The organism is Nevskiales bacterium, from assembly GCA_035574475.1.
Classification (GTDB): Bacteria; Pseudomonadota; Gammaproteobacteria; order Nevskiales; family DATLYR01; genus DATLYR01.
In genome coordinates this window covers 1-24,726 of the sequence record DATLYR010000218.1, presented here as the reverse complement: position 1 = coordinate 24,726, position 24,726 = coordinate 1, and the positions used below count along the sequence as shown (strand labels likewise).

Sequence of the window (24,726 nt, the reverse complement as noted above, 5' to 3'; positions counted from 1 at the left end):
CACCGCCGACCACGACACCTTCCGCGCCCAGGTGCGGCGCTTCGTCGAGCGCGAGATCGCGCCGCATGTGAACGCCTGGGACGAGGCCGGCGAAGTGCCGCGCGAGCTGTACGTGAAGGCCGCGCAGGCCGGCGTGCTGGGGCTGGGCTACCCGGAGGAATACGGCGGCGTGCCGGTGCCGGATTCGTTCTACAAGACGGTGATGATGGAAGAGCTGGCGCGCGCCGGCTCCGGCGGCGTGGTGGCGGCGCTAGGCAGCCTCGGCATCGGCCTGCCGCCGATCCTGGCGGTGGGCACGCCGGAACAGAAGCAGAGATTCGCCCCGCCGGTGCTGAGCGGCGAGAAGATCTGCGCGCTGGCCATCACCGAGCCTTCCGGCGGCTCGGACGTGGCCAACCTCAAGACCCGTGCCACGCGCGAAGGCGATTTTTATATCGTCAACGGCTCCAAGACCTTCATCACCTCCGGCCTGCGCGCCGACGTGATCACCACCGCCGTGCGCACCGGCGAGCCGGGCCTGGGTGGTGTGTCGCTGCTGGTGATCGAGGGTGATACGCCGGGCCTGTCGCGCACGCCGCTGCGCAAGATGGGCTGGTGGGCCTCGGACACGGCCACGCTCTACTTCCAGGACTGCCGCGTGCCGGTGGCCAACCGGCTGGGGCCAGAGAATGCCGGCTTCATCGCCATCATGAAGAACTTCAACAGCGAGCGCCTGGGCCTGGCCGCGCAGGCCTGGGCCTTCGGCAAGGTCTGCCTCGAGGAATCCATCGCCTACGCGCGCGAGCGCGTGACCTTCGGCAAGCCCCTGATCAAGTCGCAGGTGATCCGCCACAAGATCGTAGACATGGCCATGCGCCTGAACGGCGTCAAGGCCTACCTCGACGAACTCACCTGGCGCTGCGACAAGGGCGAGATGCCGATCGCCGAGCTGTGCATGCTCAAGAACCTGGCCACCACCACGCTGGAGTTCGTCGCCAACGAAGCCATGCAGATCTTCGGTGGCGCCGGCTATCTGCGCGACTGCAAGGTGGAGCGCATCTACCGCGAAACGAAAGTGCTCACCATCGGCGGCGGCTCGCTGGAGATCATGAAGGACCTGGCCGCAAGGCAGATGGGACTGTAATTCCCCGTTCCCCGTCATTCCCGCGAAAGCGGTAATCCAGTTCTGAATAAGTGCGAGAAGCGCACGGCCTGCTTTACTGGACCCCGCCTTCGCGTGGATGGGAAAGAGAACTATTTCAGGATCTTCCCCAGCCAGTCGTCGGCGCACAGCTCGATCTGGTCGCGCACGGCCTCGAATACGGCCCGGGGCTGGCCGATGGGATCGGGCACCTCGCTGCGCTGGCGCCAGTGCCCGATCAGGAAACTGCGGCCGTGGAACTGCGGATAGCTGGACGACAGCCACTTGAGGTGCGACTGCTCCATGACCAGCACGAGGTCCGAATGGCGCAGCAGCGCCAGGTCACACTGGCGCGCACGATGGGTGCTCAGGTCCAGGCCCGCCTCCCGCAGCAGCTCCAGCACGATGGGATGCGCCTCGCTACCTTCCAGCGCGGCCACGCCGGCGGAATGTACGCGGACGTCAGGCCGGTCCTTGAGCCTGAGCCGCAGCAGGCCCTCGGCCAGCGGGCTGCGGCAGATATTGGCGGTGCACAGCACCAGGATATTGCGGAACACGGTTTTTCCTAAAGCTCGGGCTTGATGGCCTGCATGGCGCGCACGGCTTTCGCGCGGGCCTCTTCGACCGTCGCGCCGCGCGCCAGAGTCACGCCCATGCGCCGGTGGCCGCGTACCTCGGGCTTGCCGAACAGGCGCAGGGCGGTGTCCGGTTCCTGCAGGGCCTGTTCCAGCCCGCCGTAAACGACGCGGTCGGAATCGCCCTCGACCAGCAGCGCGCAGGAAGCAGATGGGCCGTGCGTGCGGATGTTCGGGATCGGCAACCCGAGGATTGCGCGCGCGTGCAGCGCGAACTCGGACACGTCCTGCGAGATGAGCGTCACCAGACCGGTATCGTGCGGGCGCGGCGAGACCTCGCTGAACCACACCGTGTCACCCTTCACGAACAGCTCGACACCGAAGATGCCGCGGCCACCGAGATCGTCGGTCACCGCCCGGGCGATGCGCTGCGCCTCCGCCAGCGCCTCGGGCGACATTGGCTGCGGCATCCAGGATTCTCGGTAGTCGCCGTCGATCTGCAGGTGGCCGATGGGGTCGCAGAATGCGGTGCCACCGGCATGACGGACGGTGAGCAGGGTGATCTCGTAGTCGAAGTCCACGAAGCCCTCGACGATCACCTTGCCCGCGCCGCTGCGGCCGCCTTCCTGGGCGTAGGTCCAGGCCCTGCCGATGTCGGCCGTGGTCCGGACCAGGCTCTGGCCCTTGCCGGAGGAACTCATGATCGGCTTGACCACGCAGGGCAGGCCCAGCGCGCTGACCGCCTCGTGGTACTCGGCCTCGGTGGCGGCAAAGCGATACGGCGAAGTCTTGAGGCCCAGCGTCTCCGCCGCCAGGCGGCGGATGCCCTCGCGATTCATGGTCAGGCGCGCGGCACGCGCGGTGGGGATGACGGTGTAGCCTTCCTTTTCCAGTTCGACCAGCGTGTCGGTGGCGATGGCCTCGATCTCGGGCACGATCAGATGCGGCCGTTCCTGCTCGATCACGCGCCGCAGCGCGGCGCCATCCAGCATGCTGATCACATGCGCACGGTGCGCGACCTGCATCGCCGGCGCGTTGGCGTAACGGTCCACCGCAATCACCTCCACGCCGAGGCGCTGCAGCTCGATCACGACTTCCTTGCCGAGCTCACCGGAGCCGCAGAGCAGCACGCGGGTGGCGGTGGGCGACAGCGGCGTACCGATACGTGTCATGAATACCTCACGAGCTTATTTCACCGGGCGACGATCACCGATCGTCGGCTTGGCCGGAATGGCAACTGATGTGCCTAAGATAAGGGAATTTCGATGCGCAGCGTGGTGCCCTCGCCCACGCGGCTCCCGATGTGGAACTGGCCGCGGCACAGGCGCACGCGCTCGGCCATCGCCGTCAGCCCCAGGCCGCGCTCGTTGCCGGCCTCCAGCCGGAAGCCCGCGCCATCGTCGCGGATCTGCACCTGCAACTGGGCGCCCACGCCGGCCAGCTCGATGCGCACTTCGCGCGCGCCGCCATGGCGGATGGCGTTGTTGACCGCCTCCTGGAAGATGCGGAACAGGTGCTCCTCGATCTCGCTGGCGATATAGCCGTGGTGGCCGTGCGTCACCTGCACGTGCACGCCGGTCAGCTCGCGCACGCGCTGGGCGTAGCTCGCCAGCGCGCTGCGCAGGCTCACCTCACCCAGCTCCACCGGCCGCAGGCCATGGACGATGGCGCGCAGCTCGCGCGTGGTGTCGCGCAGTTCGCGCACCACTTCCTGCAGGGCGCTGCCGGGGTGGCGCAGCGCCTCGGCCTCCAGCATCAGCCGTGCCGCGACCAGGCGCTGGCCGAGGCCGTCGTGCAGCTCGCGCGCGATGCGGCGGCGCTCCTCGTCCTGGGCCGAGAGCACACCGGCCGACAGCCGCAGGCGGGCTTCGTACTCGCGCGTCAGGCGCCGCGCGAAGGCCACCAGCAGGATGGCCGTCATGCCGAGGATGCCCAGCTCGACGGGGTTGATCTCGCCGGGTAGCGTGGCCTCGCCGACCAGGGCATAGATCAGCCCGGCCGCGATCGCCGCGCCGGCGAACATGAGCAGCACCGACTGCTGCATGCGGTAGCGTGCGCGCCGCACCATGAAGGCCAGCAGCACCACGACGATCGGCACGAAGGACAGGAACCAGACGTCGTACAGGCGCATGACCGTGTCCAGCCGCAGGTTGAACAGCATCGGCAGCGCCGCCAGCGCCGGCAGCAGCGCCAATGCCCATGTCCAGCGCGCGAAGCGCTCGCCCGAGACCACCGACAGATAACGCAGCAGCACGAGCGGAATCAGCGGCCCGGCCAGCAGCACCAGCCGCTTGGTCCAGGCCGCCTCCAGCCGCAGGGGATAGAACAGCAGGCTGTCCACCAGGTAAATGACCGATGCGGCCAGGATGAAGCCGAACAGCATCAGGTGCTGGCGTTCCGACTGCCGGGTCAGCGACAGGAAGCCGGTCACCAGCGCACCCAGTGCGAGCAGGGTCAGGGTCACCATCTCAACGCGCTCGACGCGCCGCTGCAGGCGCTGGGCCTCGCGCAGGATCGGCGCCGGCGGACCGAGGCGCGTCTCGGCCACCGGCAGGCCGCCGGTCAGATAGAGGCTGAAGACCCGCACCGCCAGCAGGTTGTCACCCGCCACCAGCAGTGAGGTCGGTAGCGCATAGCTGCGCGGGTGGCGCATGGCGCTGACGAACTCGTACCAGCGCTCGCCGATGCGGCCCTCCCCGCCGATGCGCTGGCCGTTCAGGTACACCTCGTCCGACTCCTGGATGCGCCCCAGCAGCAGATAGCAGGGCCCACGCAAATCCTCGGGGGCCAGGCGGAAGGACAAGCGGTACCACAGGAAGCCGTCCCGCGGGCCGGGGCCGTGCGACGGCGGCAACCCGGCGGGGCCGACACGTGCCCAGTGGCTGTCGTCATAGGCCGGCCGCGCCCAGGCCGGGTCGTCGCCGCGCTGCGCGCGCCAGCCGGACTCCGCCAGCGACAGCACGCGCTCGCAGGCCTGCGCCGGCAGGCCGCAGAGCAGAAAGGCCAGGATCAGTAAACCGCTGCGCATCCCTGCATTATGGCCGGATCGGTGGCGTTGTGGTTCAGCCCGTTGCAGGACGGAGGGACACCAGCAGTTGCCGGGCGCTAACCTGCGCACCGACCGCGCAGTTCACGTCCTCGACGCTGCCCTCGACGCCGGCGGTGACCTGGAACTCCATCTTCATGGCCTCCAGCACCACCAGGGTCTGACCTTTGCTCACGCGATCGCCGCTCTTGACGTGGACGGCGATGATCTTGCCATCCATCGGCGCGGTCAGGCGGCCGTCGCTGCCCGCCTCCGCCGCGCGCGCGGGCTCATAGGTTGCATCCTGGTAGCCATGCGTCTCGCCCTCCGACGACAGCCACAGCGCCTGCCGGTCGCGGGCGTAGAAGGCGCGGCCCTGCACGCCTTCGCAGACATAGTGCAGCTCATGGCTGCCGAGCGCGGTGATCGTCAGGTGCTGCACCTGCGGCTGGTCACCGTACTGGAAACGCACCTCGAACTCGCCGCCGGGCCGCGCCTGTACCTGGCAGTCGATCTCGGCATCCAGGCAGCGCAGCTTGAGCATGGCCGGCGCCGGGTTGGAGCTGAACCAGCTCAGCATGCCGGCATCGAGGCCGGCCTGCGCCTGCAGGCGCAGCGCATCGGTCTGGTAGAGCACTGCCGCCGCCAGCGCGACATGGCGCAGGCCCGGCTGCTCAGTCTGCTTGACCACCTCCGGCGGGAAGTAGCGACCGATGAAGGCGGTGGAGAAATCGCCGCCGGCAAAGGCCTCGTGCGCCAGGATGCGCGCCAGGAAATCGCGGTTGCTGGTGACGCCCAGCAGGGCGGTGTCCTCCAGCATCTTGAGCAGCTTGCGCCGTGCCAGCTCGCGCGTCGGGGCGTGCGCGATCAGCTTGGCCTGCATGGAGTCGTAGTACGGGCTGATGACCTGCCCGCTCTTGAGGCCGTGGTCCACGCGCATACCCTCGCCCGCGGGCACGTGCCAGGCCAGCACGCGCCCGGTCTGCGGCATGAAGTTGTTGGCCGGGTTCTCCGCGCACAACCGCACCTCGATCGCATGGCCGCTGCGCCGCGCCAGCACCTCGTCCTGGGTCAGCGGCAGCGGCTCGCCCTGTGCGACACGCAGCTGCCACTCGACCAGGTCGAGGCCATAGACCAGCTCGGTCACCGGATGCTCGACCTGCAGGCGCGTGTTCATTTCGAGGAAATAGAACTGTTTGTCGCGCGCCAGCATGAACTCGACCGTGCCGGCGCCGACGTAGTCCACCGCGCGCGCCGCCGCCACCGCCGCCTCGCCCATCCTGCGGCGCAGCGCCTCGTCCACCGCCGGCGAGGGCGCCTCTTCCACGACCTTCTGGTTGCGGCGCTGGACGGAGCAGTCGCGCTCCCCGAGGTGGATGACGTTGCCGTGCCGGTCGCCGAAGACCTGGATCTCGACGTGGCGCGCATCCACCACCGCCTTCTCGATCAGCAGCTGGCCGTCGCCGAAGGCATTGGCGGCTTCCGAGCGCGCCGACTGGATGGCGGCGAGCAAGTCTTTCTCGTCCTGCACCAGACGCATGCCGCGGCCGCCGCCGCCGGCCGCCGCCTTGATCATGACCGGCAGACCGACCTTCTTCGCCTCCTCGAGCAGCGTCTCGTCGGACTGGTCGTCGCCCTGGTAACCCGGCACGCAGGGCACGCCGGCCTTGAGCATGCGGATCTTGGAGGCGCTCTTGTTGCCCATGGCCTCGATCGAGGCCGGGTCGGGACCGATGAACACCAGGCCCGCGTCCTGCACCGCCTGGGCGAAGTCCTCGCGTTCGGACAGGAAACCATAGCCCGGGTGCACGGCCTGCGCGCCCGACTGCCTGGCCGCAGCGATGATGGCCTCGATGCAGAGGTAGGACTCCTTCGCCGGCGGCGGACCGATACGCACCGCCTCGTCCGCGGCCCAGACGTGCGGCGCGTCGCGGTCGGCATCGGAGTACACCGCCACCGTCCGGTAGCCGAGCTTGCGGCAGCCGCGGATGACGCGCACCGCGATCTCGCCGCGGTTGGCGACCAGGACTTTGCTGAAAGTTTTACTGCTCATTCGGTTCTTCCGTCATTCCGGCGCAGGCCGGAATCCAGTGGCTTTGAGTTCATGGCAGCAGGCGCTGGGTCCCGGCTTGCACCGGAACTACGCCTGCGGCGTCGCCCATTTCGGCAGGCGTTTCTGTACGAAGGCCATCGTGCCCTCGATCCCTTCCGGCCCGCGCACGGCCTCGGAGAACTGGCGCGCGGCCTCGTCGAGAATCTCGTCCAGGTCGCGCCGGCCTACCGACAGCATGATGGCCTTGGTCACCGCATTGGCGCCCGGCGCGCAGCGCCGGATCTGCGCAATGGCCTCATCCAGCAGGGCCTGCAGCTGCGTTTCGTCCGCCGCCACGAAATGCACCAGCCCCAGCCGCAATGCCTCCTCGCCCTTGAAGCGTGCGCCGCACACGCCCAGCCGGCGTGCCTGCGACAGGCCGATGCGTTCCACCACGAAGGGCGCGATCTGCGCCGGCGGAATGCCCAGCCCGGTCTCGGGCATGCCGAAGCTGGCGTCGGTGTGTGCAATGGCAATGTCGGTCACACAGGCCAGGCCGAAGCCGCCGCCCAGCACCGCGCCTTCCAGCACCGCGAGGGTCGCCTGCGGCGCGGCATTGACCTTGCGCAGCAGCCGGCCGAAATTGCGGTTGTAGTCCGCCACCGGATCGCGCCCATCGCTGGCCTTCGCCTGGCGCGCAGCGGCCATGTCCTTGATGTCGCCGCCTGCGCAGAAATGCCCGCCGGCGCCGCGCAGCACCACCGCGCGCACGCTGCGGTCATCGTGGATGGCGTCGAACACCGCCGACAGCTCGTTAAGCAGCGCCAGCGACATCGCATTGCGTGCCTCCGGCCGGTTGAACGTGACGTGCAGCACGCCGGCTTCCAGCCTTAGCAGCAGATTCTTACACTCGGGCAGGGTCATGGGGAGTCACCAACTGATCCGTCATTCCGGCGTAAGCCGGAATCCAGTGCCTTCGTTGTGCCAAAGGCGCTGGGCCCCGGCTTTCGCCGGGGTGACGTGCGCTCAAAGACAGACTTCTTCATAAAGGTCACGCCAATAGGGGTTACTGGACTCGATCAGTTCCAGCTTCCAGGTACGTTTCCATTCCTTGATTCGTTTTTCACGCAAGATCGCCGATTCTGCTCTCTCGTGTCGTTCATACCAGACAAGCCGGCACACACCATACCAGCGACTGAATCCGTCAACAGCGGCCGTTCTGTGTTGCCAAACTCGCTGCCGTAAATCTGATGTGACCCCAACGTATAAAGTCCCGTTGCGTCGACTGGCGACGATATATACGTAGAAATCCTTTTCCACGCTCCTGCTTCCTTTCGTCATTCCGGCTTTCGCCGGGGTGACGGCCAAGACCTTTCAGGTCTTGGCGGTCATCTTGGCGATGATCTTCAGCATCACCTCGTCGGCGCCGCCGCCGATCGAGTGCAGGCGCAGGTCGCGGTAGAACTGCGACACCGGGTTCTCCCACATATAGCCCTGCCCGCCCCAGAACTGCAGGCAGCCGTCGCAGACCTCGCGCGCCACGCGCGCGGTCTTGAGCTTGGCCATCGAGGCCATCAGCGTCACGTCGCGCCCGGCCTGCAGCTCGCCGGTCGCGCGGTACACCAGCGCGCGGCAGGCCTCGACTTCCGTGCGCAGCTCCGCCAGGCGGTAGCTCACGTACTGGTTGGCCAGCACCGGCGCGCCGAAGATCTGGCGCTGGCCGGTGTAGCGCAGGGTTTCGTCCAGCACCCGGTCCATGCTGGCGAGGATGCTGGCCGACAGGAACAGTCGCTCCTCCTGGAACTGCTGCATCTGGTAGGTGAAGCCCTTGCCTTCTTCGCCGATCAAGTTGCGTGCGGGCACCTTGACCTCGTCGAGGAAGATGATGGCGGTATCGCTGGAGCGCTGGCCGAGCTTGTCGAGCTTGGTCCTGCGGTCGATGCCCTTGGCATCCAGCGGCACCACGATCAGCGACTTGTTGCTGTGACGCGTGCCTTCGCCAGTGTTGCAGAGCATGCACGCCCAGTCGCCCTGGGTGCCGTTGGTGATCCACATCTTCTGGCCGCTGATCACCCAGTCGCCGCCCACGCGCCGCGCCGTGGTCTTGATACCGGCCACGTCACTGCCCGCACCCGGCTCGCTCACCGCGATGCAGGCCACCAGCTCGCCGGCAATGCTCGGCGCCAGGTACTCCCTGCGCAGTTCGTCCGTGCCGAAACGTGCCAGCGCCGGCGTGGCCATGTCGGTCTGCACGCCGATCGCCATCGGGATACCGCCGACCGTGCAGTGGCCGAGGCCTTCCGCGAACGCGACCTGGTAGGAGTAGTCGAGGCCTAGGCCGCCGTATTCCGCCGGCTTGGTGATACCGAGCAGACCGAGCGCGCCCATCTTCCGGAACAGCTCGCGCGCCGGGAAGATGCCCGCCCGCTCCCAGTCGGCGGCGTACGGGTTGATCTCCTTCTCGACGAACTGCCGGGTCGTCTTGTAGATCTCGTCGTGTTCGTGGGTGAAATTCATGTCTGGTGTTCCGCTATTCCGTCATTCCGTCATTCCGGCCCGGATTGAAGCATTCCGGGCAGGCTCCCGCCGGAATCCAGTGCTTTTGTTCCGCGCAAGGCGCTGGACCCCGGCTTTCGCCGGGGTGACGAACTGAGGACGGCGGCGCATCTCACATCCGTGCCACGCCGTAAGTGTTCGGCTTCAGCGGCCGCAGCTGCGCCTCACGGCAGATGGACAGCGTGTAGCCGAGTACCCGGCGCGTATCGCGCGGGTCGATCAGGCCGTCGTCGAACAGCCGCGCGGTGGCCGCCAGCGCATGCGATTCCTTGTCGAACTGGTTGATGATGTTCTGGCGGATCATGGCCAGCATCTTCTCGTCGTTCTCGGTGAGCACCTTGCCCTCGTTGCGCCACTTGTCGCGCGTGATGATCTCCATCACGCCGGCGGCCTGCTCGCCGCCCATCACCGAAGTACGCGAGTTCGGCCAGGCGAAGATGAAATGCGGGCCGAAGCCGCGGCCGCACATGCCGTAGTTGCCCGCGCCGAAGCTGCCGCCGATGACGATGGTGATCTGCGGCACGGTGGCGTTGGCCACCGCTTGGATCATCTTGGAGCCATGCTTGACGATACCGCCCTGCTCGCTCTCGGAACCCACCATGTAACCGGTGGTGTTCATCAGGTAGATGATCGGGATGTTGGCCTGACAGCACAGCTGAATGAACTGGCCGGCCTTGGTCGCGCCGCGCGTGGTGATCGGGCCGTTGTTGCCGATGATGCCGACCGGATGCCCCTGAATCACGGCACGCCCGCAGATGGTCTGGCGGTCGTACTCGTACTTGAAATCGAGGAAGTCGGAGCCGTCCACGATGCGCGCGATGACTTCGCGACAGTCATAGGGCCGACGATAGTCCACCGGTACGACACCGCAGAGCTCATCGATGTCGTAGAGCGGCTCGACCACGGGCAGGGTAGCGACACGCGGACGAGATGCATTCCAGTCCAGGCTGCGCACGATCTCGCGCGCGATGCGGATGCCGTCGGCATCGTTCTCGGCGAGGAACTCGCTCACGCCGGAGACCTGCGAGTGCATCTCGGCGCCGCCCAGGTCCTCGTCCGTGGCGATCTCGCCGGTCGCGGCCTTGAGCAGCGGCGGGCCGGCCAGGAACACCTTGGCCTTCTTGCGCACCATCACCACGTAATCGGACAGGCCGGGCATGTAGGCGCCGCCGGCGGTGGACGAGCCATGCACCACCGTGACCTGCGGGATGCCCGCGGCCGACAGCCGTGCCTGGTTGGCGAAGGTGCGACCGCCCGGGATGAAGACCTCGGCCTGGTAGAGAAGATTCGCGCCGCCGGATTCGATCATCGAAACCACCGGCAGTTTCTGCTGCAGGGCGATCTCCTGCACGCGCAGGCCTTTCTGAACGCCCCAGGGTGTCATGGTGCCGCCCTTCACGGCGAAGTTCGATGCACTGACCATGCAGCGCACACCCTCGACATAACCGATGCCGATGATGGTGTTGCCCCCGGCCAGCGAGCCGTCCTTGTCGTCGTGCATCTTGTAGCCGGCCAGCGTGGACAGCTCCAGGAACGGCGAGCCGCGGTCCAGCATCAGATTGACGCGCTCGCGCGGCAGCAGCTGGCCGCGCTTGTGGAACTTGTCGCGCTTGCTCTCCTCCGTCGCCCGCACCTTCTCCTCGACCGCGCGGAACTCGGCGATGCACTTGAGCATCTCCTCGCGGTTCTTCTGGAACTGTTCGGAGCGCGTATCGATTTTGGTTTCGAAGACAGCCATGTCAATTCCCCAGCACGTCGAGGGCCTTCGGGCGCACGGCCCGGTGGAAGCCCTGGTAGGGCTTCGCGTTCGGGGCCGGTTGCAGCGGAAACAGTTTCGTATTGAGCGAGGCGCCGCCGTCGATCTTCACGCATACACCGGTGACGAAGGCGGAGGCCTCCGACAGCAGGAACACGATGACCGACGACACCTCGGCCTCCTCGCCCAGGCGCCGCAGCGGAATCTCGCCGGCCATCTTCGGGATGACTTCCTTCGTGAAGGCCGGGTCGTACTGGTCCAGGCCCGAGGAGGCGATCCAGCCCGGCGCGATGGCATTCACGCGCACGCCGCTGGTGGCCCACTCGACCGCCGCGGTCTCAGTGAAGTTGACCATGCCGGCGCGTGCCGCACCGGAATGCGCCATGCCCGGCATGCCGCCCCACATGTCCGCCACCATGTTCACGATCGAGCCGCCGTGCTTCTTCATGCACTGGTTGTAGACCTCACGCGCCATGAGAAAGCCGCCGGTCAGATTGTTCGCCACCACCGCCTCCCAGCCCTTCTTGCTGATGGCCATCAGCGGCGAGGGATACTGGCCGCCGGCGTTGTTCACCAGGCCGTGGATCCGGCCGCGCGCCGCCAGCATCTGCTTCACGTTGGTCTTGACCGCCTCCTCGTCGCGGATGTCGAAGGCATAAGTGCTGCACTCGCCGCCGTCCTCGCGGATTTCGGCGGCGACGGCGTCTAGCTTTTCCGGCTTGCGGCCGGTCAGCACCACATGCGCGCCGAGCGCGGCCAGCTCGTGCGCGGTGCAGCGGCCCATGCCGGAGCCGCCGCCGGTGACGACGATAGTCTGGCCCTTGAACAGGTCGGGTTTGAAGATGGAGCGGTAGCTCACGGATATTCCTCTTGTTCCCGTCATTCCGGCGAAAGCCGGAATCCAGTGCCTTTATTTAAGTCAGATGCCAGAGACGCTGGATCCCGGCTTTCGCCGGGATCACGCGCAACAAACGCGCGTCACATCGCCGCGTAATTCGGCCCGCCGTTGCCCTCCGGCGCGACCCAGGTGATGTTCTGGGCCGGGTCCTTGATGTCGCAGGTCTTGCAGTGCACGCAGTTCTGCGCGTTGATCTGGAAGCGTGCCTCGCCGTCCTTGCGGATCACCTCGTACACGCCGGCCGGGCAATAGCGCTGGGCCGGCTCGTCGTACAGCGGCAGGTTTCTCGCGATCGGGATCGTGGGGTCGGCCAGCTTCAGGTGCACCGGCTGGTCTTCCTCATGATTGGTGCTGGACAGGAACACGCTCGACAGCTTGTCGAAGCTGAGCTTGCCGTCCGGCTTCGGGTATTCGATCTTCGGGCTTTGCGTGGCCAGTTTCAGCGTCGTGTGATCCGGGACGCGGTCGTGCAAGGTGAACGGCAGCCGGCCGCCGAACCAGTTCTGCTCGATGTAGTTGAGCGCACCGCCGATCAGCGAACCGAACTTGTGCAGGAACACGCCGAAGTTGCGGCTGCGGTACAGCTCGTCGTACAGCCAGCTGTCGCGGAACCTCTGCACGTAACCCGCCAGCTCGTCGCCGTCGCGGCCGGCGGCCAGGGCCTCCGCCACTGCCTCGGCGGCCAGCATGCCGGACTTCATCGCCGTGTGGTTGCCCTTGATCTTGGCGAAGTTGAGCGTGCCGGCGTCGCAGCCGATCAGCGCCCCGCCCGGGAACACCAGCCTGGGCAGCGAATTGAGCCCGCCCTTGGTGATCGCGCGCGCGCCATAGGCCAGGCGCTTGCCGCCCTCGAGGTACTGCGCGATGACCGGGTGATGCTTGAAGCGCTGGAACTCGTCGAAGGGCGAAAGATAGGGGTTGTTGTAGGACAGATCCACGATCAGACCGACCGAGACCTTGTTGTCCTCGAGGTGATACAGAAAGGAGCCGCCGAGGCTGCCGGTGCCGAGCAGATCCAGCGGCCAGCCGGCGCCGTGCACGACGAGGCCCGACCTGAACTTGGCCGGATCGATCTCCCACAGCTCCTTGAGACCGATGGCGTAGTGCTGGGGGTCGGAATCCTTGTCGAGCGCGTAATGCGCGATCAGGCGCTTGCCCAGGTGGCCGCGACAGCCTTCCGCGAACAGCGTGTACTTGGCGCGCAGCTCGATGCCCGGTGTGTAACCATCCTTCGGCTGGCCGTCGCGGCCCACGCCCATGTCGCCGATGGTGACGCCGCGCACGACGTTCTTCTCGTCGATGATCACTTCCTGCGCGGCGAAGCCGGGGTAGATCTCCACGCCGAGCGCTTCCGCCTGCTGGCCCAGCCAGCGCACCAGCTTGCCCAGCGAGATGATGTAGTTGCCCTCGTTGTGCATGGTCTTGGGCACGAACAGGCTGGGCATCCGGAAGGCCTTCTTCCCGCTCAGGAAGAAGTAGATCTCGTCGCCCGTGACCGGCGTGTTGAGCGGCGCGCCCTTGGCCTTCCAGTCCGGGAACAGCTCGTCGAGCGCGCGCGGCTCGAAGACGGCGCCGGAGAGGCTGTGCGCGCCGACCTCGGAGCCCTTTTCCACCACGCACACCCCGATCTCGCGGCCGGCCTCGGCGGCGAGCTGCTTGAGGCGGCAGGCCGCCGACAATCCGGCCGGGCCGGCGCCGACGATCAGCACGTCGTACTCCATCACATCGCGTTCGACAGTCATGATTCCTCTCCTGGTTGCCCCAGCCGCACGCGCCCGGCCGGCGCGGACGGAAATCCGGTCGTCAGGTCACCGGATCGCCGCTGGCGGACAGGACAGGCAGGTAAGGGCGGTTACAAAACATGCACATGATCCGTCAATCAGGCTTGGTTGGCTACCTTCGCGCGAGGTTGCGGGGCATCAGCCGTTGGCGGCCTTCTTGTCCGCCACCGGCGCCTTCTTCTTGCCGGGCAGCGTGCCCATCATCTTGCAGATGATGCCGAGCATGATCTCGTCGGCGCCGCCGCCGATGGACAAAAGGCGCGTGTCGCGGAAGGCGCGCGCGATCGGATTCTCCCAGGTATAACCCATGCCGCCCCAGTACTGCAGGCAGCTGTCGGCCACTTCGCGCGCGAGCCGCCCGGCCTTGAGCTTGCACATCGAGGCCAGCTTCAGCACCTCCATGTCGTCCGGGTTCTTGATGTAGCGCTCGCAGGTGCTGTAGACCAGCGCGCGCAGCGCCTCGACCTCGGTCTGCAGCTCGCCGAGGCGGAAATGCACGGTCTGGTTGTCGAGGATCGGCTGGCCGAAGGTCTGGCGCTGGCGGGTGTAGTCGATGGTCATCTGGATCATGCGGTCCATGCCGATCAGCGCCGAGGCGGCGCCGAACATGCGCTCCTCCTGGAACTGCTGCATCTGCATGACGAAGCCCATGCCCTCCTGGCCGATGCGGTAGCGCTGCGGCACACGCACGTTGTCGAAGAAGATCTGCGCGGTGTCGGAAGCCCACATGCCGATCTTCCTGATCTTCTTGGCACGGGTCACGCCCTTGGCATTCATCGGCACCACGATCAGGGACTTGTTCATGTGCGGCTTGCCTTCGGAGGTGTTCGCCAGCAGGCAGATCCAGTCGGACTGCATGCCATTGGTGATCCACATCTTGCTGCCGCTGATGACGTAGTCGCCGCCGTCCTTGCGTGCGGTGGTCTTGAGGCCCGCGACGTCGGAGCCTGCGCCCGGCTCGGACACGCCGATCGAGCACACCAGCTCGCCGGCGATGGTCGGCGCGAGGAACTCCTTCTTCAGCTCGTCGGAGCCATAGCGTGCGAGCGCCGGCGTGGCCATGTCGGTCTGCACGCCGATCGCCATTGGGATGCCGGCGCAGCTGCAGTGCCCCAGCGCCTCGGCGAAGGCCACCGAATACGAGTAGTCCAGCCCCAGCCCGCCGTAGGCCTCGGGCTTGGTGATGCCGAGCAGGCCGAGCCGGCCCATCTTCCTGAACACCTCGTGCGCGGGGAAGATTTCCTGCGCCTCCCACTCGTCCACGTGCGGATTGATCTCCTGTTCGATGAACTTGCGCACGGTGCGTTGCAGCTCGAAATGCTCCTGGGTGAACAGCATGGCGGTCTCCTGCGTGCGCGGCCGGTTAAGGCCTGAATGGTAACTAAGATTGTTATCCGAACGAACCTGAGTTTAGCACTAATTCTGAATAGTTAAAGCCCGTTCGTGGCCGGCGACGGAGACTGGAACAAGGCACGCCGGTAATTATAGTAACCGCAGGAAAATCCTCAGAAATCGCTAGCCCGCCAGCAATCCCGCAATCACGGCGACATTGACGATATCCGCCGCTTTGCAGCCGCGCGACAGGTCCATCCAGGGCCTGGCCAGGCCCTGCACCACCGGCCCGATGGCGTTGGCGCCGCCGAGGCGCTCGGCGATCTTGTAGCCGATGTTGCCGGCGTCGAGGTCCGGGAACACGAACACATTGGCGCGACCCGCCACTACGGAACCCGGCGCCTTGCTCGCGCCGATCGCGGGCACGAAGGCGGCGTCGAACTGCAGCTCACCGTCGATCGCCAGGTCCGGCGCCTGCGCGCGCACGCGCGCCAGCGCGGCACGCACCTTCTCCACCCGGGGATGTTCGGCGGAACCGCGGGTGGAGAACGACAGCAGCGCCACCCGCGGCACCTCGCCTGTCAGGCGCTGATGCGTGGCGGCGCTAGCGATGGCGATCTGCGCCAGCTGCTCCGCGTCCGGATCGGGCACCACGGCGCAATCGGCGAAGGTCAGCACGCGATCGGGAAATTCCATGAGGAAGCAGCTCGACAGTAGCGTCGAGCCGGCCGCCAAGCCGACGCCGCGCAGGCCGCAGCGCAATACCTGCGCGGTGGTGGCGATGGAGCCGGACACGGCTGCATCCGCATAGCCCAGGCGCAGCAGCACCGCCGCGCGCATCAGCGGGTCGCGGCGCGCAGCCTCGATCGCATCCGGCCCTTTGTCCGCCAGCAGGGTCTGCAGCCTGCCATCCACCCGCCGCTGCCAATCGGCGGCATCCGGACGCGCGGCGAGCACTTCGGCACCCGGCACCGCTTCAGCGGGCTCGGCCAGGAACAAGGGGGTCGCCAATTTTTGCGCGACGAGTTCGCGCGCCGCCTCGATCACGCGCGGGTCGCCGGTTTCCGGCAGCAGTACGCGGCGCGGGCGGGCTGCGGCCTGCGTGTGCAGTTTTTGCAGTATTTGGCTCGTCATAAGTCGCGAGCTGCCATCAAGTAACAACCCCCTCCCTTTGCGGGAGGGGATAGGGGGAGGGGGCGTCTGTACACGGCAGCATCACCCCCACCCCAGCCCTCCCCCATCAAGGGGGAGGGAATGAAAACTGCGCGCCCGTACTCCCCGCCCACCCTAGCGCAGCAGCTTCGCCGGCACGTCCAGCTCCATGTGCAGCATCGCCAGGCCGTGGACCTTGCCCTGGGCGTCGGTTTTCTGCGTCTCGGTGCCACCGCCGCCGAGCGAATCATGCAGGATGAAATTCAGCGCACGCAGGTTGGGTAGCTCATAGCGGTCCACGCCGCCCATGCAGATTTCCCGGAAGTGTGCCTTCACGCGCGCCGGCGTGAGCGTCTTGCGCAGGAACTCGTACAGCTCCGGCGTCTTCGCCATCACGCCTACGTTGCTGTCGGCACCCTTGTCGCCCGAGCGCGCGATGGCGATGTCCATCAACCTGACGCGCACCGTGCGTGGCTTGGCCGGCCGCGTGCCGCGTGCCGGCCTGCGCGCCGCGGCCTTGGCGCGCACCTTGACCGCGCGCCGCGCTGCCGTGGACTTCTTTTTCACTTTTGCGCGTGCCATGTCAGACCTCCTCGACAATCACATGGGTACTGATCTTCTTCTTGTCAATCAGCGCCGGCCAGTAGCCCACGATCGGCGACGGCGTCGGGCGCCCCGCGGCAAAGCCGGTGATGCCCGGCGGCCCGCCGGTCACCAGCGGCGCCAGCTCGCGGCCGAGGAAGGCCAGCAGGCGCTTGTCCTTGCCCTTGGCGCCGACCCGCAGCAGCACCTCGGCCGGCTGCTCCGGCGGCGGCACGATGCCCTGGTAACAGACGTTGGTCCCGAGGATCTCCACGAAACGATCCTCGGGCGGCAGACGCAGGCCGTACATCGCCAGCCGCGCGAAGATGATCTCGGCACAGAGCTTGGCCTTTTCCACCGCGTCCGGCCCGGTCACCACCAGCGCGCCGTTGATCTTGTAACCGTTGTGGTAGGACATGGACACTTTATAAGTGTCGGTCGGCGCCGAGCCCTTGATGCCCGTCACCCTCACGCGATCCTTGCCGTCCTGGGCCAGCTGGATGGTGGTGAAATCCGCGATGCAGTCCGGGCCCAGGTAACGCCTGGGATCGCCCATCTCGTAGAGCAGCTGCGAGGTAACGGTCTCCAGGTTCACCAGGCCGCCGGTGCCGTCGTGCTTGGTGATGACGAAGCTGCCGTCGGCGCTGGCCTCGGCCACCGGCCAGCCGATGCGCGCGAAATCCTTCACCTGGCGCCAGTGGGTGTAGTTGCCGCCGGTGCACTGCGGTCCGCACTCGAGGATATGGCCCATGACGGTGCCGGCCGCAAGCTTGTCGAACTCGTCCATGGACCAACCGAAGGCATGCAGCAGCGGCCCGACCACCAGCGACGGATCGGTGGCGCGGCCGGTGATGACCACGTCCGCGCCCTGGGCAAGCGCATCGGCAATGGGTTTGGCGCCGATGTAAACGTTGGCGCTGGTCACGCGATCGAGCACGGTGCTGATGTCGGCGCCGGTGTCGAGGTTGGCGAACTTCTCGCCGCTCTCGATCAGCTGCGGCAGACGCGCGAGGATGTCGTCGCCCTCCACGATGCCGATCTTGACGCCCTTCAGCCCCAGTTCCTGCACGACCTTCTGGATGGCATCACGGCAGCCCTTGGGATTCACGCCGCCGGCATTGGCCACGATCTTGATGCCCTTCTTCTTGCAGCTGGGCAGGATGCGGCGCAGCAGCTCGGGGAAATCGGTCGCGTAGCCCGCGCTCGGGTCGCGCTCCTTGAGCTTCTGCATGATGCTCATGGTGACTTCGGCCAGGTAGTCGAGGGTGAGGTAATCCAGCGGACCCTCTTCCACCAGGCGCACCGGCCCGGTGAAGCTGTCACCCCAGAAACCCTGGCCATTCGCGATACGGACGATCTTGTCGTTCATGCCTTGAATTCCCTCGCTTTCCGGACGAATCCCGTCGGGCGCCAAGCATGCCGCAGCGCGGCATGAAATGCCACGGATATTTCAATTACCCACAGACATCAAAACGCGCCCGAGAAAAAGCAGGCATGACGGGGAATTCATGCCTGCCCAAGGGCTTGCCGCTTGCGCGGCGGAGGAGGAGAAACTGGTGGCGACGGGCCGCGGCCGGCGCAGTCAGCCCGCTGTGGTGACCACCCAGCTTTCCAGTGACAGCAGCAAGGCGAGCACCAGCACGACCGCGCAGCTGGCCAACGCTGAGAGCAGGGTTTCGGCCAGCAGTGGCAGTGCGCGATCCTGATGCGGCTTCGAAGACAAGATGGGATATCGCATGACGGCTCCTGTGGTGTGCAACTTGAGGAGCAGCATGCGCCCAAGACTGGCTCATGGCATGAGCCACTTTTTTACAGGCGAGAAAACAATGACTTGCACTGTCGTTGCCGCGAAAGCGGACCGCCAGCAGAAAGCGTCGTGCTCGACCGGATCCCCGCCTGTGCGGGGATGACGAGTTCATCTATAGCGCTGCGCGGCCTCGGCCAGCCGCTCGGCGACCTTGCGGCGCAATTCCGCCGGCCCCAGCACCTCGACGTCAGGGCCGTACTTGAGGATGTCCATGATCAGCTCGCGGTCGTCGGCGTACGGGACCTCCAGCACGTAACGGCCCTGGTCGTCGAACGTGCCCTTCTGGTCCGGGTGCCAGGCCTCCTGCGACACCCAGCGCGCACGCAGCGGGCTGAAGCGCAGTTTTGCGCGCGCCTTCGGCCGTCCGGAAAAGATACCGTACGCACTGCCGAGCACCTCGCTCAGTTCCTTCTCCGGCACATCCTTCGCCTTCTGGTCCAGCACGGCGGCCTCGCGCACGGCGTCCAGCGCGAAGCTGCGCAGGTCGTCGCGCAGATGGCACCAGGCGTCGAGGTACCAGTTGTCGCGGTAGTGCACCAGCCGCTGCGGCGATACCGTGCGCGCGCTCAACTCGTCGCGCTCGCGGTTGTAGTAGGCGATCTGCAGCCGGCGCCGGTCCAGCAGCGCACGCGCCACCACGCCGAAGTTCGGCAGCTTGCCGGCGCGCCGCGCCATGTGCAGCACACGCACCCGGCTGCGCACCTGCCGCGCCGGGCCCTCGCCGGCCTCGAGCAGCGCTTCCAGGCGTGCCAGCAGCGGCGCCACATGCGGCGTCAGCAGGCCCGGCTCCAGCTCGTGCAGCAGCTGCTGCATGGTCAGCAGCGCGTGGATCTCGGAGGGGTTGAACCACAGGCCCGGCAGCTCGTACTTCGGCGCCTGCGCCGCGGCCTTGCCCCAGCGGTAACCGCGCAACTCGCGGTCCCATTCGATCGGCGCGTTGAAGCGGCTGCGCATGTATTCGAGGTCGCGCTTGAAGGTCGCCAGCGAAACCTGCAGCTCGTCCAGGAATACCGGCAGCGGCACCGTACGCCGCTCGTTGAGCAGCTGGTCGATGCGGTAGAAGCGTTCCAGCCGGTCCATGTCTGCGCACCTGAAGGTGGCGCCCTCGACAGGAGTTGAACCTGTGACCTACCGCTTAGGAGGCGGTTGCTCTATCCACTGAGCTACGAGGGCGGGTTGCGTGATGCAGGATTATAGCGAATATGCCTCATTGCCCTGCCGGCGCAGCAACCGGCTGACGCCCAGCCACGCCGATCTCCACCGCCAGCGGCAAATGATCGGAGCCCAGCGCCGGCAACGTCTTCAGTTCATGGATGACGACGTCGTACGAGACCAGTACATGGTCGATGCTGCGGCTCGGGCGCCAGCTCGGGAACGTGGCCGGCGTCTCGGCCGGCAGCCACAGCCCGCTCTGCCGCAGCCGACCGTGACCGCGCAGCACCCCCGGTTCGCAGTTCATGTCGCCCATCACCACGGTCGGCCCCGGCTGTTCCGCCAGGTGACTGATGTAATCCAGCTGACGGCGCCGCGCAGCCGGCCCGAGCGAAAGATGGGTGACGATCACGCACAGGCCGCCCGCCTCCGGCCCCAGTTTGACCAGCATCGCCCCGCGGCCGGGGATCGGCGACGGCAGGCGGTGTTCTTCGTGCCGGGTCGGCGCGCACCGGCTGAGATAGCCCAGGCAATGCCGCGCCACCGGATGCAGGTCACGGGTCACGGTGTAGCCCCAGTGCACGAAACCCGCACGCCTGGCCAGGTACTCCATCTGGTTCAGGAAACGCGTGCGCAGGCTGCCGGCGTCGGCTTCCTGCAGCGCAACGAAGTCGTAGTCACCGATCAGCTCGGCGATGCGGTCCAAGCTGGTGTGATGGCCCTTCCATGGCAAGGCGTGCCGCAATGCACGGGTCACGTAATGCGCGTAGCGGCGCGTATCGAGCCCGACTTGGATATTGAAGCTGAGCAGACGCAGCCGCAGATCCTGTGCCGGCGTCTCGCCTGCAGCTGGCGTACGGGGGCGCAAAGGCTCCGCCGGTCTTCCGCTCATGTCCCATTCTAGCCCGCCAGCGAACGCTACGAGCGCGGCCACTGCCGCAACACCGTCACCACCCGCGCTAGGCCGGGTCCACCAGCACCGCCACGTGAGCGGCCGCGCTGCGGCCGAGCGCGTCCAGGTCGTAGCCGCCTTCGAGCGTGGAAACCGCGCGGTTGGCGGTGGACGCCTGCGTCACGCGCAGTACCTCGCGCGTAACCCAGGCGAAGTCATCCTCGCACAACCGCAGGCTGGCCAGCGGGTCCGCGGCATGCGCGTCGAAGCCGGCGGAAAAGAACAGCAGCTCCGGGCGGAATGCCGCCAGCGGCCCGAACCAGGCCGCCGCCACCGCAGCCCGGAACTCGGCACCGCCGCTGCCGGGCGGCAGCGGCACATTGATCAGCCGCTCGCAGCCGGGTGCGGGTCCGGCGAGCGGATATAGCGGATACTGGTAGGACGAGCACAGCATGACCGACGGGTCATCGGCGAAGGTGTCTGCCGTGCCGTTGCCGAAGTGCACGTCGAAATCGATGATCGCCACCCGTGCGAGTCCGTGCACCGCGATGGCATGGCGCGCGCCGACGGCGACGTTGTTGAAGAAGCAGAAGCCCATCGCCTGCGCGCGCACGGCGTGGTGGCCCGGCGGCCGCACGTTGCAGAACGCCGTACGTACTTCGCCTGCAAGCACCCGGTCTACCGCCCGCACCACGGCCCCGGCCGCGCGCAGGGCGGCGTCGGCGGTATGGGCATTCATATAAGTGTCGGGATCGAGCAGGCGCTGCTCGCCCGGTTCCAGCCGGCTTTCCAGGATGCGACGCACATAGCGCGCGTCATGCACGCGCTCCAGCTGCTCGCGGCTGGCCTTGGGTGCCTCTTCGCGCTGCAGCAAGTCGAACAGGCCCGCGGCCCTGAGCCGGTCCTCGATGGCCGTCACACGCGCCGGGCACTCGGGGTGGTCGGCGTCCATGCGGTGTCGCAGGCAGTCCGGGTGCGACAGGTAGAGCGTAGTAGACTTGTCCATATGCCCCATCCTCTCAAAGCACGAAGCTTACGGAAAAGCCGAGGCGGTTCACCCCACCGGGAACCTCGATCCGGGTCAATACGGTCTTAACCGGGATGGATAACGCTATCGATACGGAGGCCCGACATGCGTCGTTACCGCGATGAACTGAATGCCCCCCACCGCGTCTGCATCATGGCGGCGGACGCCGCCCGCGCCCGTTTGTTCGCCGCCGGGCCGGCCAACAGCGGGTTGCACGAGCTGGACACCCTGGTCAACCCGGAGGCACGCACGCCGGAGCGCAAGCTCACCTCCGACCGTCCCGGCCGCAAGGCCAATTCGTCCGGTCGCGGGACGCATTCCTTCGGCGAGCGCGCCAAGCCGCACCGCGAGGCGGTGGACAGTTTCGCGCGCCGCATCGGCCAGCGCCTGCGCGCCGCGCGCACGGTGGACCGCTTCGACCGCATCTACCTGGTGGCGGAGCCCGAGGTGCTCGGCATGATCCGCCGTACGCTGGACGAACGCACGCGCAAGTGTGTGGTGGGCGAGGTCAGCAAGTCACTGACGCGGCGCAGCGCCAAAACCATCCGTGCCGCATTACCGGCACGCCTGTAGCCCCACTCGAACCGGGCGGGCACGTCATGCGCCCGCAATTGCTACCCTATAGCCTGGCGTGGCGCGACTGCGCCCGTCTGTCATGCCACGAATACCGCCATGCAACTGCCGCCCCTGTCCCGTCACCCTGCCCGCCTGCTCTTACTGGCCGTCCTGCTCATCGGCGGGCTGCGCGGGGTGGAGGCCCAGACTGCGCCCGAACTGCCGCCGGAACTGAAACAGCGGCTGGCCGGCCATCTGGCGCAAACCGCAGCCCCGGCCTGCGCGGTGCTGCCGGTGCTGGCGGACGAACGGCAGGGTGTCATCGACGGCCGCGAGGCTGCGGCAGCGATCGAGTGGCTGGCCTGGCACCAGCAGCTGAACGCCTATACCCGCGCCGACTTCGTCAGCCGCGAACTGGACGGCCGCTGGAGCGACGCGCAGCACAACGACTACTGGCTGCGACAGGCACGCGAGCTGCTGCGGCGCGAAGAATTCCCCAATACCGAACATGCACTGCGCCGCCTGCGCGAGCCGCTGGCGCCGGAGCAGGCCCGCACGCGCGATCTGCTGCTCGGCCGCCTGCGTCTGCTGCAGCAGCGGTCAGCCGACGCGCTGCCTGCGCTGCAGGCCGTAGCCGAGCGCCGCCAGGGCGACGTGTTCGAGCGCTACAACCTGGCGCTGGCCATGATCGGCGACAAGCGCAGCGCCGCGCAGGGCCGCCGGCTGCTGGACGAGCTGAGCCAGGCGCCGGTGCAGACGGCGGAAGAGATCGCGCTGCGCGACCGCATGCTGCTCACGCTCGGCTGGTCCTGGCTGGCGGCGCAGAAAGGCGGCACGGCGCGGCCGTTCTTCCGCCGCGTGAGCCTCGAGGGCCCCTACTCCAACCGCGCCCTGCTCGGGCTCGGCTGGGCCGAGCTCGCGCCCAACGGGTACCGGCAGTATGCGACCACGGTCATGGGCTTCTTCCACGAGTTTCCCTTCGAGCCCGAAGTGAAGGGCGCGGAGCGCTTCCGGCGCGCGCTCAAGCCCTGGCAGGTGCTCACGCAGCGCGGCACGCAGGATCCGGCCGTGCAGGAAGCCCTGCTGGCCAGCGCCTATGCCCAGCAGCGCCTGCGCGCCTGGGACCAGGCCGCTGCGGCCTATCGCCACGCCATCCAGCGCTATGAAGCGGAAGTTGCCCGGCTGCGCGCGCTCGAAACCGCCTTGCGCGAATCGTCCGGCGACCCGCGCCCCCTCGTGCAACGGCTCGCACAACCCGGCGAATTCATCGAGGCGCAGGCCAGTGCCCGCTACGCCCGCGTCGAGGACGAGCTGGATATCCTGCACTATTGCGAGGATGAACTGGCTGGCTCAGTGACACATCCGCGGGACACGCGCACCGCAGGTCACCAGGCCATCTTCGCCGGCGCCCGCGCAGCCGTACACGACGAACTGCGCAGGCTGTACCTGGATGATCTCGAACGCCGCCGTGTACGACTCAACACCTATCTGGCACGCGCACTGTTCAGCCTCGCCGTCCTGCAGGACCGCCGCGGTTCATGAACGGGAGGCCAACAGCATAACGGCCATCCAACGCGGCACTAGAAAGTGAGCGTGACAGTCACCGTATCCGTGTACGTGTCCGGCGGAACATTGATGCCCGGCGGGATGCGGGCATAGCTGATGTGATCGGCGGATTTCTGGGTACCGGCCAGCACTTCCAGCTCGGTGAATACGAACTGGCCACCGACGACCTGGGTACCGTTGTTGCCGTCACCCCACACCATCTGCCGCCCGGCGTCGACGTAAATGTTGTAGCCAAGGCTAGCGCCCAGACCCAGACCCGACATGGCACGCGCCACCGCGCTGCCGCTGCCGCCGCCGTTCATGCTGATCGAGTAATCCACGGTCGCGGTCAGGGGCAGACCTTCCAGATCGCCCGCCTCGGCCTGACATTGGACGGTCAGGCTGCCCTGCACATCCACCGGGTCCGGGTTGAGCTGCGATATCGCACCGAAGTTGATGTCGGTCAGGCTCAGTGTGCAGTCGGCGGCCTGGGCCCCGCCCGACAGCACCAGCAGCAGGCCCATCGCCCCGACTCGCTTCATGGCTGCACCTCGCATGTCCGCACGCCCAGTTCCGCCGGCCGTTCGCTCGGCGCTGGCAGATCGAGATCCAGCGCGCAACGGCTGCCGTTCCAGCGCACGCGCAGGCTGGCGCGCGGCGAAGGCACGGCGATGTAACTCTCGCCCTGCTCGGCGACGATGAAGCGCTCTTCCAGCCCCAGCACCTCGATCTCGGCGCCGAGCGGCACCGGCCTGCCGTCCGGCAGCTGCAGCCGGAAGCGCGCCATGCGCAGCCGGCGGGCATTGAAGGCCACGCGGTGGCCGCTGCGCTGCCCCGTCACTACGCGCTGTGTCGGTTGATCGATATACACGTCCAGCGGCGCCTGGTCCAGGTCGATACGGACCTGGTTGGGCGCGAAGGGCTGCAGCCGCGGCAGCA

The 24,726-nt window shown here is 67.2% G+C and carries 23 protein-coding genes and 1 tRNA gene; 3 read left to right on the top strand and 21 right to left on the bottom strand.

Translation table 11 applies throughout. The features are described 5' to 3' along the window. Positions 1 to 1,123 (top strand): acyl-CoA dehydrogenase family protein (locus VNJ47_13180; GenBank protein ID HXG29786.1); only part of this gene is annotated, 1,123 nt, incomplete at its 5' end. Positions 1,124 to 1,233: 110 nt separating this feature from the next. Here the strand turns inward: VNJ47_13180 and VNJ47_13175 are convergent. The 19 genes from VNJ47_13175 to VNJ47_13085 all read right to left on the bottom strand — a co-directional run bounded on the left by VNJ47_13175 (position 1,234) and on the right by VNJ47_13085 (position 21,666). Then, positions 1,234 to 1,677 (bottom strand): low molecular weight protein-tyrosine-phosphatase, encoded by a 444-nt coding sequence (locus VNJ47_13175; protein ID HXG29785.1) that lies wholly within the window; start codon positions 1,675 to 1,677, stop codon positions 1,234 to 1,236. Positions 1,678 to 1,685: 8 nt separating this feature from the next. Further along, on the bottom strand, positions 1,686 to 2,867 hold the full coding sequence (gene purT, locus VNJ47_13170; GenBank protein ID HXG29784.1) for a formate-dependent phosphoribosylglycinamide formyltransferase: 1,182 nt from the start codon (positions 2,865 to 2,867) through the stop codon (positions 1,686 to 1,688). Between the two features lie 74 nt (positions 2,868 to 2,941). After that, positions 2,942 to 4,723, bottom strand: coding sequence for a sensor histidine kinase (locus VNJ47_13165; GenBank protein HXG29783.1), 1,782 nt, complete (start codon positions 4,721 to 4,723; stop codon positions 2,942 to 2,944). 34 nt (positions 4,724 to 4,757) lie between these two features. Continuing rightward, positions 4,758 to 6,773 (bottom strand): acetyl/propionyl/methylcrotonyl-CoA carboxylase subunit alpha, encoded by a 2,016-nt coding sequence (locus VNJ47_13160; GenBank protein HXG29782.1) that lies wholly within the window; start codon positions 6,771 to 6,773, stop codon positions 4,758 to 4,760. 87 nt (positions 6,774 to 6,860) lie between these two features. Next, the gene (locus tag VNJ47_13155) at positions 6,861 to 7,676 is read right to left on the bottom strand and encodes an enoyl-CoA hydratase/isomerase family protein (protein HXG29781.1); all 816 of its coding nucleotides are present in this window, start codon (positions 7,674 to 7,676) and stop codon (positions 6,861 to 6,863) included. 102 nt (positions 7,677 to 7,778) lie between these two features. Further along, a complete protein-coding gene (locus VNJ47_13150; protein HXG29780.1) occupies positions 7,779 to 8,120 on the bottom strand; it encodes a GIY-YIG nuclease family protein in 342 nt (113 codons plus the stop codon). Between the two features lie 6 nt (positions 8,121 to 8,126). Next, positions 8,127 to 9,269, bottom strand: coding sequence for an acyl-CoA dehydrogenase family protein (locus tag VNJ47_13145; protein ID HXG29779.1), 1,143 nt, complete (start codon positions 9,267 to 9,269; stop codon positions 8,127 to 8,129). Between the two features lie 151 nt (positions 9,270 to 9,420). Further along, positions 9,421 to 11,046 (bottom strand): carboxyl transferase domain-containing protein, encoded by a 1,626-nt coding sequence (locus tag VNJ47_13140; protein HXG29778.1) that lies wholly within the window; start codon positions 11,044 to 11,046, stop codon positions 9,421 to 9,423. A 1-nt stretch (position 11,047) separates the two neighbouring features. After that, positions 11,048 to 11,923, bottom strand: a complete 876-nt coding sequence (locus tag VNJ47_13135) for an SDR family oxidoreductase (protein HXG29777.1) — start codon at positions 11,921 to 11,923, stop codon at positions 11,048 to 11,050. Positions 11,924 to 12,042: 119 nt separating this feature from the next. After that, complete coding sequence (locus tag VNJ47_13130) at positions 12,043 to 13,707, bottom strand: electron transfer flavoprotein-ubiquinone oxidoreductase (GenBank protein HXG29776.1); 1,665 nt, start codon at positions 13,705 to 13,707, stop codon at positions 12,043 to 12,045. Positions 13,708 to 13,881: 174 nt separating this feature from the next. Further along, entirely contained in the window at positions 13,882 to 15,081 is a 1,200-nt protein-coding gene (locus VNJ47_13125) for an acyl-CoA dehydrogenase family protein (protein ID HXG29775.1), read from the bottom strand. A gap of 177 nt (positions 15,082 to 15,258) precedes the next feature. Beyond that, positions 15,259 to 16,209 carry a phosphate acyltransferase gene (locus VNJ47_13120; GenBank protein ID HXG29774.1) on the bottom strand — a complete coding sequence of 317 codons (951 nt, stop codon included), beginning with the start codon at positions 16,207 to 16,209 and terminating at the stop codon, positions 15,259 to 15,261. Between the two features lie 153 nt (positions 16,210 to 16,362). Further along, positions 16,363 to 16,809: a hypothetical protein gene (locus VNJ47_13115; GenBank protein ID HXG29773.1), complete on the bottom strand. Its 447-nt coding sequence runs from the start codon at positions 16,807 to 16,809 to the stop codon at positions 16,363 to 16,365. A gap of 1 nt (position 16,810) precedes the next feature. Next, the gene (locus tag VNJ47_13110) at positions 16,811 to 18,178 is read right to left on the bottom strand and encodes an acyclic terpene utilization AtuA family protein (GenBank protein ID HXG29772.1); all 1,368 of its coding nucleotides are present in this window, start codon (positions 18,176 to 18,178) and stop codon (positions 16,811 to 16,813) included. A gap of 213 nt (positions 18,179 to 18,391) precedes the next feature. Next, positions 18,392 to 18,547, bottom strand: coding sequence for a hypothetical protein (locus tag VNJ47_13105; GenBank protein HXG29771.1), 156 nt, complete (start codon positions 18,545 to 18,547; stop codon positions 18,392 to 18,394). Between the two features lie 177 nt (positions 18,548 to 18,724). Next, on the bottom strand, positions 18,725 to 19,696 hold the full coding sequence (locus tag VNJ47_13100; protein ID HXG29770.1) for a WYL domain-containing protein: 972 nt from the start codon (positions 19,694 to 19,696) through the stop codon (positions 18,725 to 18,727). Positions 19,697 to 19,713: 17 nt separating this feature from the next. Then, positions 19,714 to 19,789, bottom strand: a tRNA-Arg gene (locus tag VNJ47_13095). A gap of 34 nt (positions 19,790 to 19,823) precedes the next feature. Then, a complete protein-coding gene (locus VNJ47_13090; protein HXG29769.1) occupies positions 19,824 to 20,660 on the bottom strand; it encodes an endonuclease/exonuclease/phosphatase family protein in 837 nt (278 codons plus the stop codon). A 67-nt stretch (positions 20,661 to 20,727) separates the two neighbouring features. Continuing rightward, entirely contained in the window at positions 20,728 to 21,666 is a 939-nt protein-coding gene (locus tag VNJ47_13085) for a histone deacetylase family protein (protein HXG29768.1), read from the bottom strand. A gap of 126 nt (positions 21,667 to 21,792) precedes the next feature. Between VNJ47_13085 and VNJ47_13080 the strand changes: the two genes are divergently transcribed. Beyond that, the gene (locus VNJ47_13080; protein ID HXG29767.1) at positions 21,793 to 22,260 is read left to right on the top strand and encodes a host attachment protein; all 468 of its coding nucleotides are present in this window, start codon (positions 21,793 to 21,795) and stop codon (positions 22,258 to 22,260) included. A gap of 99 nt (positions 22,261 to 22,359) precedes the next feature. Further along, positions 22,360 to 23,784, top strand: a complete 1,425-nt coding sequence (locus VNJ47_13075) for a hypothetical protein (GenBank protein HXG29766.1) — start codon at positions 22,360 to 22,362, stop codon at positions 23,782 to 23,784. A gap of 38 nt (positions 23,785 to 23,822) precedes the next feature. Here the strand turns inward: VNJ47_13075 and VNJ47_13070 are convergent, their stop codons facing one another. Both VNJ47_13070 and VNJ47_13065 read right to left on the bottom strand, forming a co-directional pair. Continuing rightward, positions 23,823 to 24,329, bottom strand: a complete 507-nt coding sequence (locus tag VNJ47_13070; GenBank protein HXG29765.1) for a spore coat U domain-containing protein — start codon at positions 24,327 to 24,329, stop codon at positions 23,823 to 23,825. Further along, positions 24,326 to 24,726: FimD/PapC C-terminal domain-containing protein (locus tag VNJ47_13065; protein ID HXG29764.1), on the bottom strand; the 401-nt coding region annotated here is incomplete at its 5' end. The genes VNJ47_13065 and VNJ47_13070, both read right to left, overlap by 4 nt.

Coding starts and splice junctions, on each gene's coding strand:
- purT (HXG29784.1), bottom strand. CDS start 2,867: ATGACACGTATCGGTACGCCGCTGTCGCCCACCGCCACCCGCGTGCTG.
- VNJ47_13165 (HXG29783.1), bottom strand. CDS start 4,723: ATGCGCAGCGGTTTACTGATCCTGGCCTTTCTGCTCTGCGGCCTGCCG.
- VNJ47_13160 (HXG29782.1), bottom strand. CDS start 6,773: ATGAGCAGTAAAACTTTCAGCAAAGTCCTGGTCGCCAACCGCGGCGAG.
- VNJ47_13155 (HXG29781.1), bottom strand. CDS start 7,676: ATGACCCTGCCCGAGTGTAAGAATCTGCTGCTAAGGCTGGAAGCCGGC.
- VNJ47_13145 (HXG29779.1), bottom strand. CDS start 9,269: ATGAATTTCACCCACGAACACGACGAGATCTACAAGACGACCCGGCAG.
- VNJ47_13140 (HXG29778.1), bottom strand. CDS start 11,046: ATGGCTGTCTTCGAAACCAAAATCGATACGCGCTCCGAACAGTTCCAG.
- VNJ47_13125 (HXG29775.1), bottom strand. CDS start 15,081: ATGCTGTTCACCCAGGAGCATTTCGAGCTGCAACGCACCGTGCGCAAG.
- VNJ47_13120 (HXG29774.1), bottom strand. CDS start 16,209: ATGACGAGCCAAATACTGCAAAAACTGCACACGCAGGCCGCAGCCCGC.
- VNJ47_13115 (HXG29773.1), bottom strand. CDS start 16,809: ATGGCACGCGCAAAAGTGAAAAAGAAGTCCACGGCAGCGCGGCGCGCG.
- VNJ47_13110 (HXG29772.1), bottom strand. CDS start 18,178: ATGAACGACAAGATCGTCCGTATCGCGAATGGCCAGGGTTTCTGGGGT.
- VNJ47_13105 (HXG29771.1), bottom strand. CDS start 18,547: ATGCGATATCCCATCTTGTCTTCGAAGCCGCATCAGGATCGCGCACTG.
- VNJ47_13100 (HXG29770.1), bottom strand. CDS start 19,696: ATGGACCGGCTGGAACGCTTCTACCGCATCGACCAGCTGCTCAACGAG.
- VNJ47_13090 (HXG29769.1), bottom strand. CDS start 20,660: ATGAGCGGAAGACCGGCGGAGCCTTTGCGCCCCCGTACGCCAGCTGCA.
- VNJ47_13085 (HXG29768.1), bottom strand. CDS start 21,666: ATGGACAAGTCTACTACGCTCTACCTGTCGCACCCGGACTGCCTGCGA.
- VNJ47_13080 (HXG29767.1), top strand. CDS start 21,793: ATGCGTCGTTACCGCGATGAACTGAATGCCCCCCACCGCGTCTGCATC.
- VNJ47_13075 (HXG29766.1), top strand. CDS start 22,360: ATGCAACTGCCGCCCCTGTCCCGTCACCCTGCCCGCCTGCTCTTACTG.
- VNJ47_13070 (HXG29765.1), bottom strand. CDS start 24,329: ATGAAGCGAGTCGGGGCGATGGGCCTGCTGCTGGTGCTGTCGGGCGGG.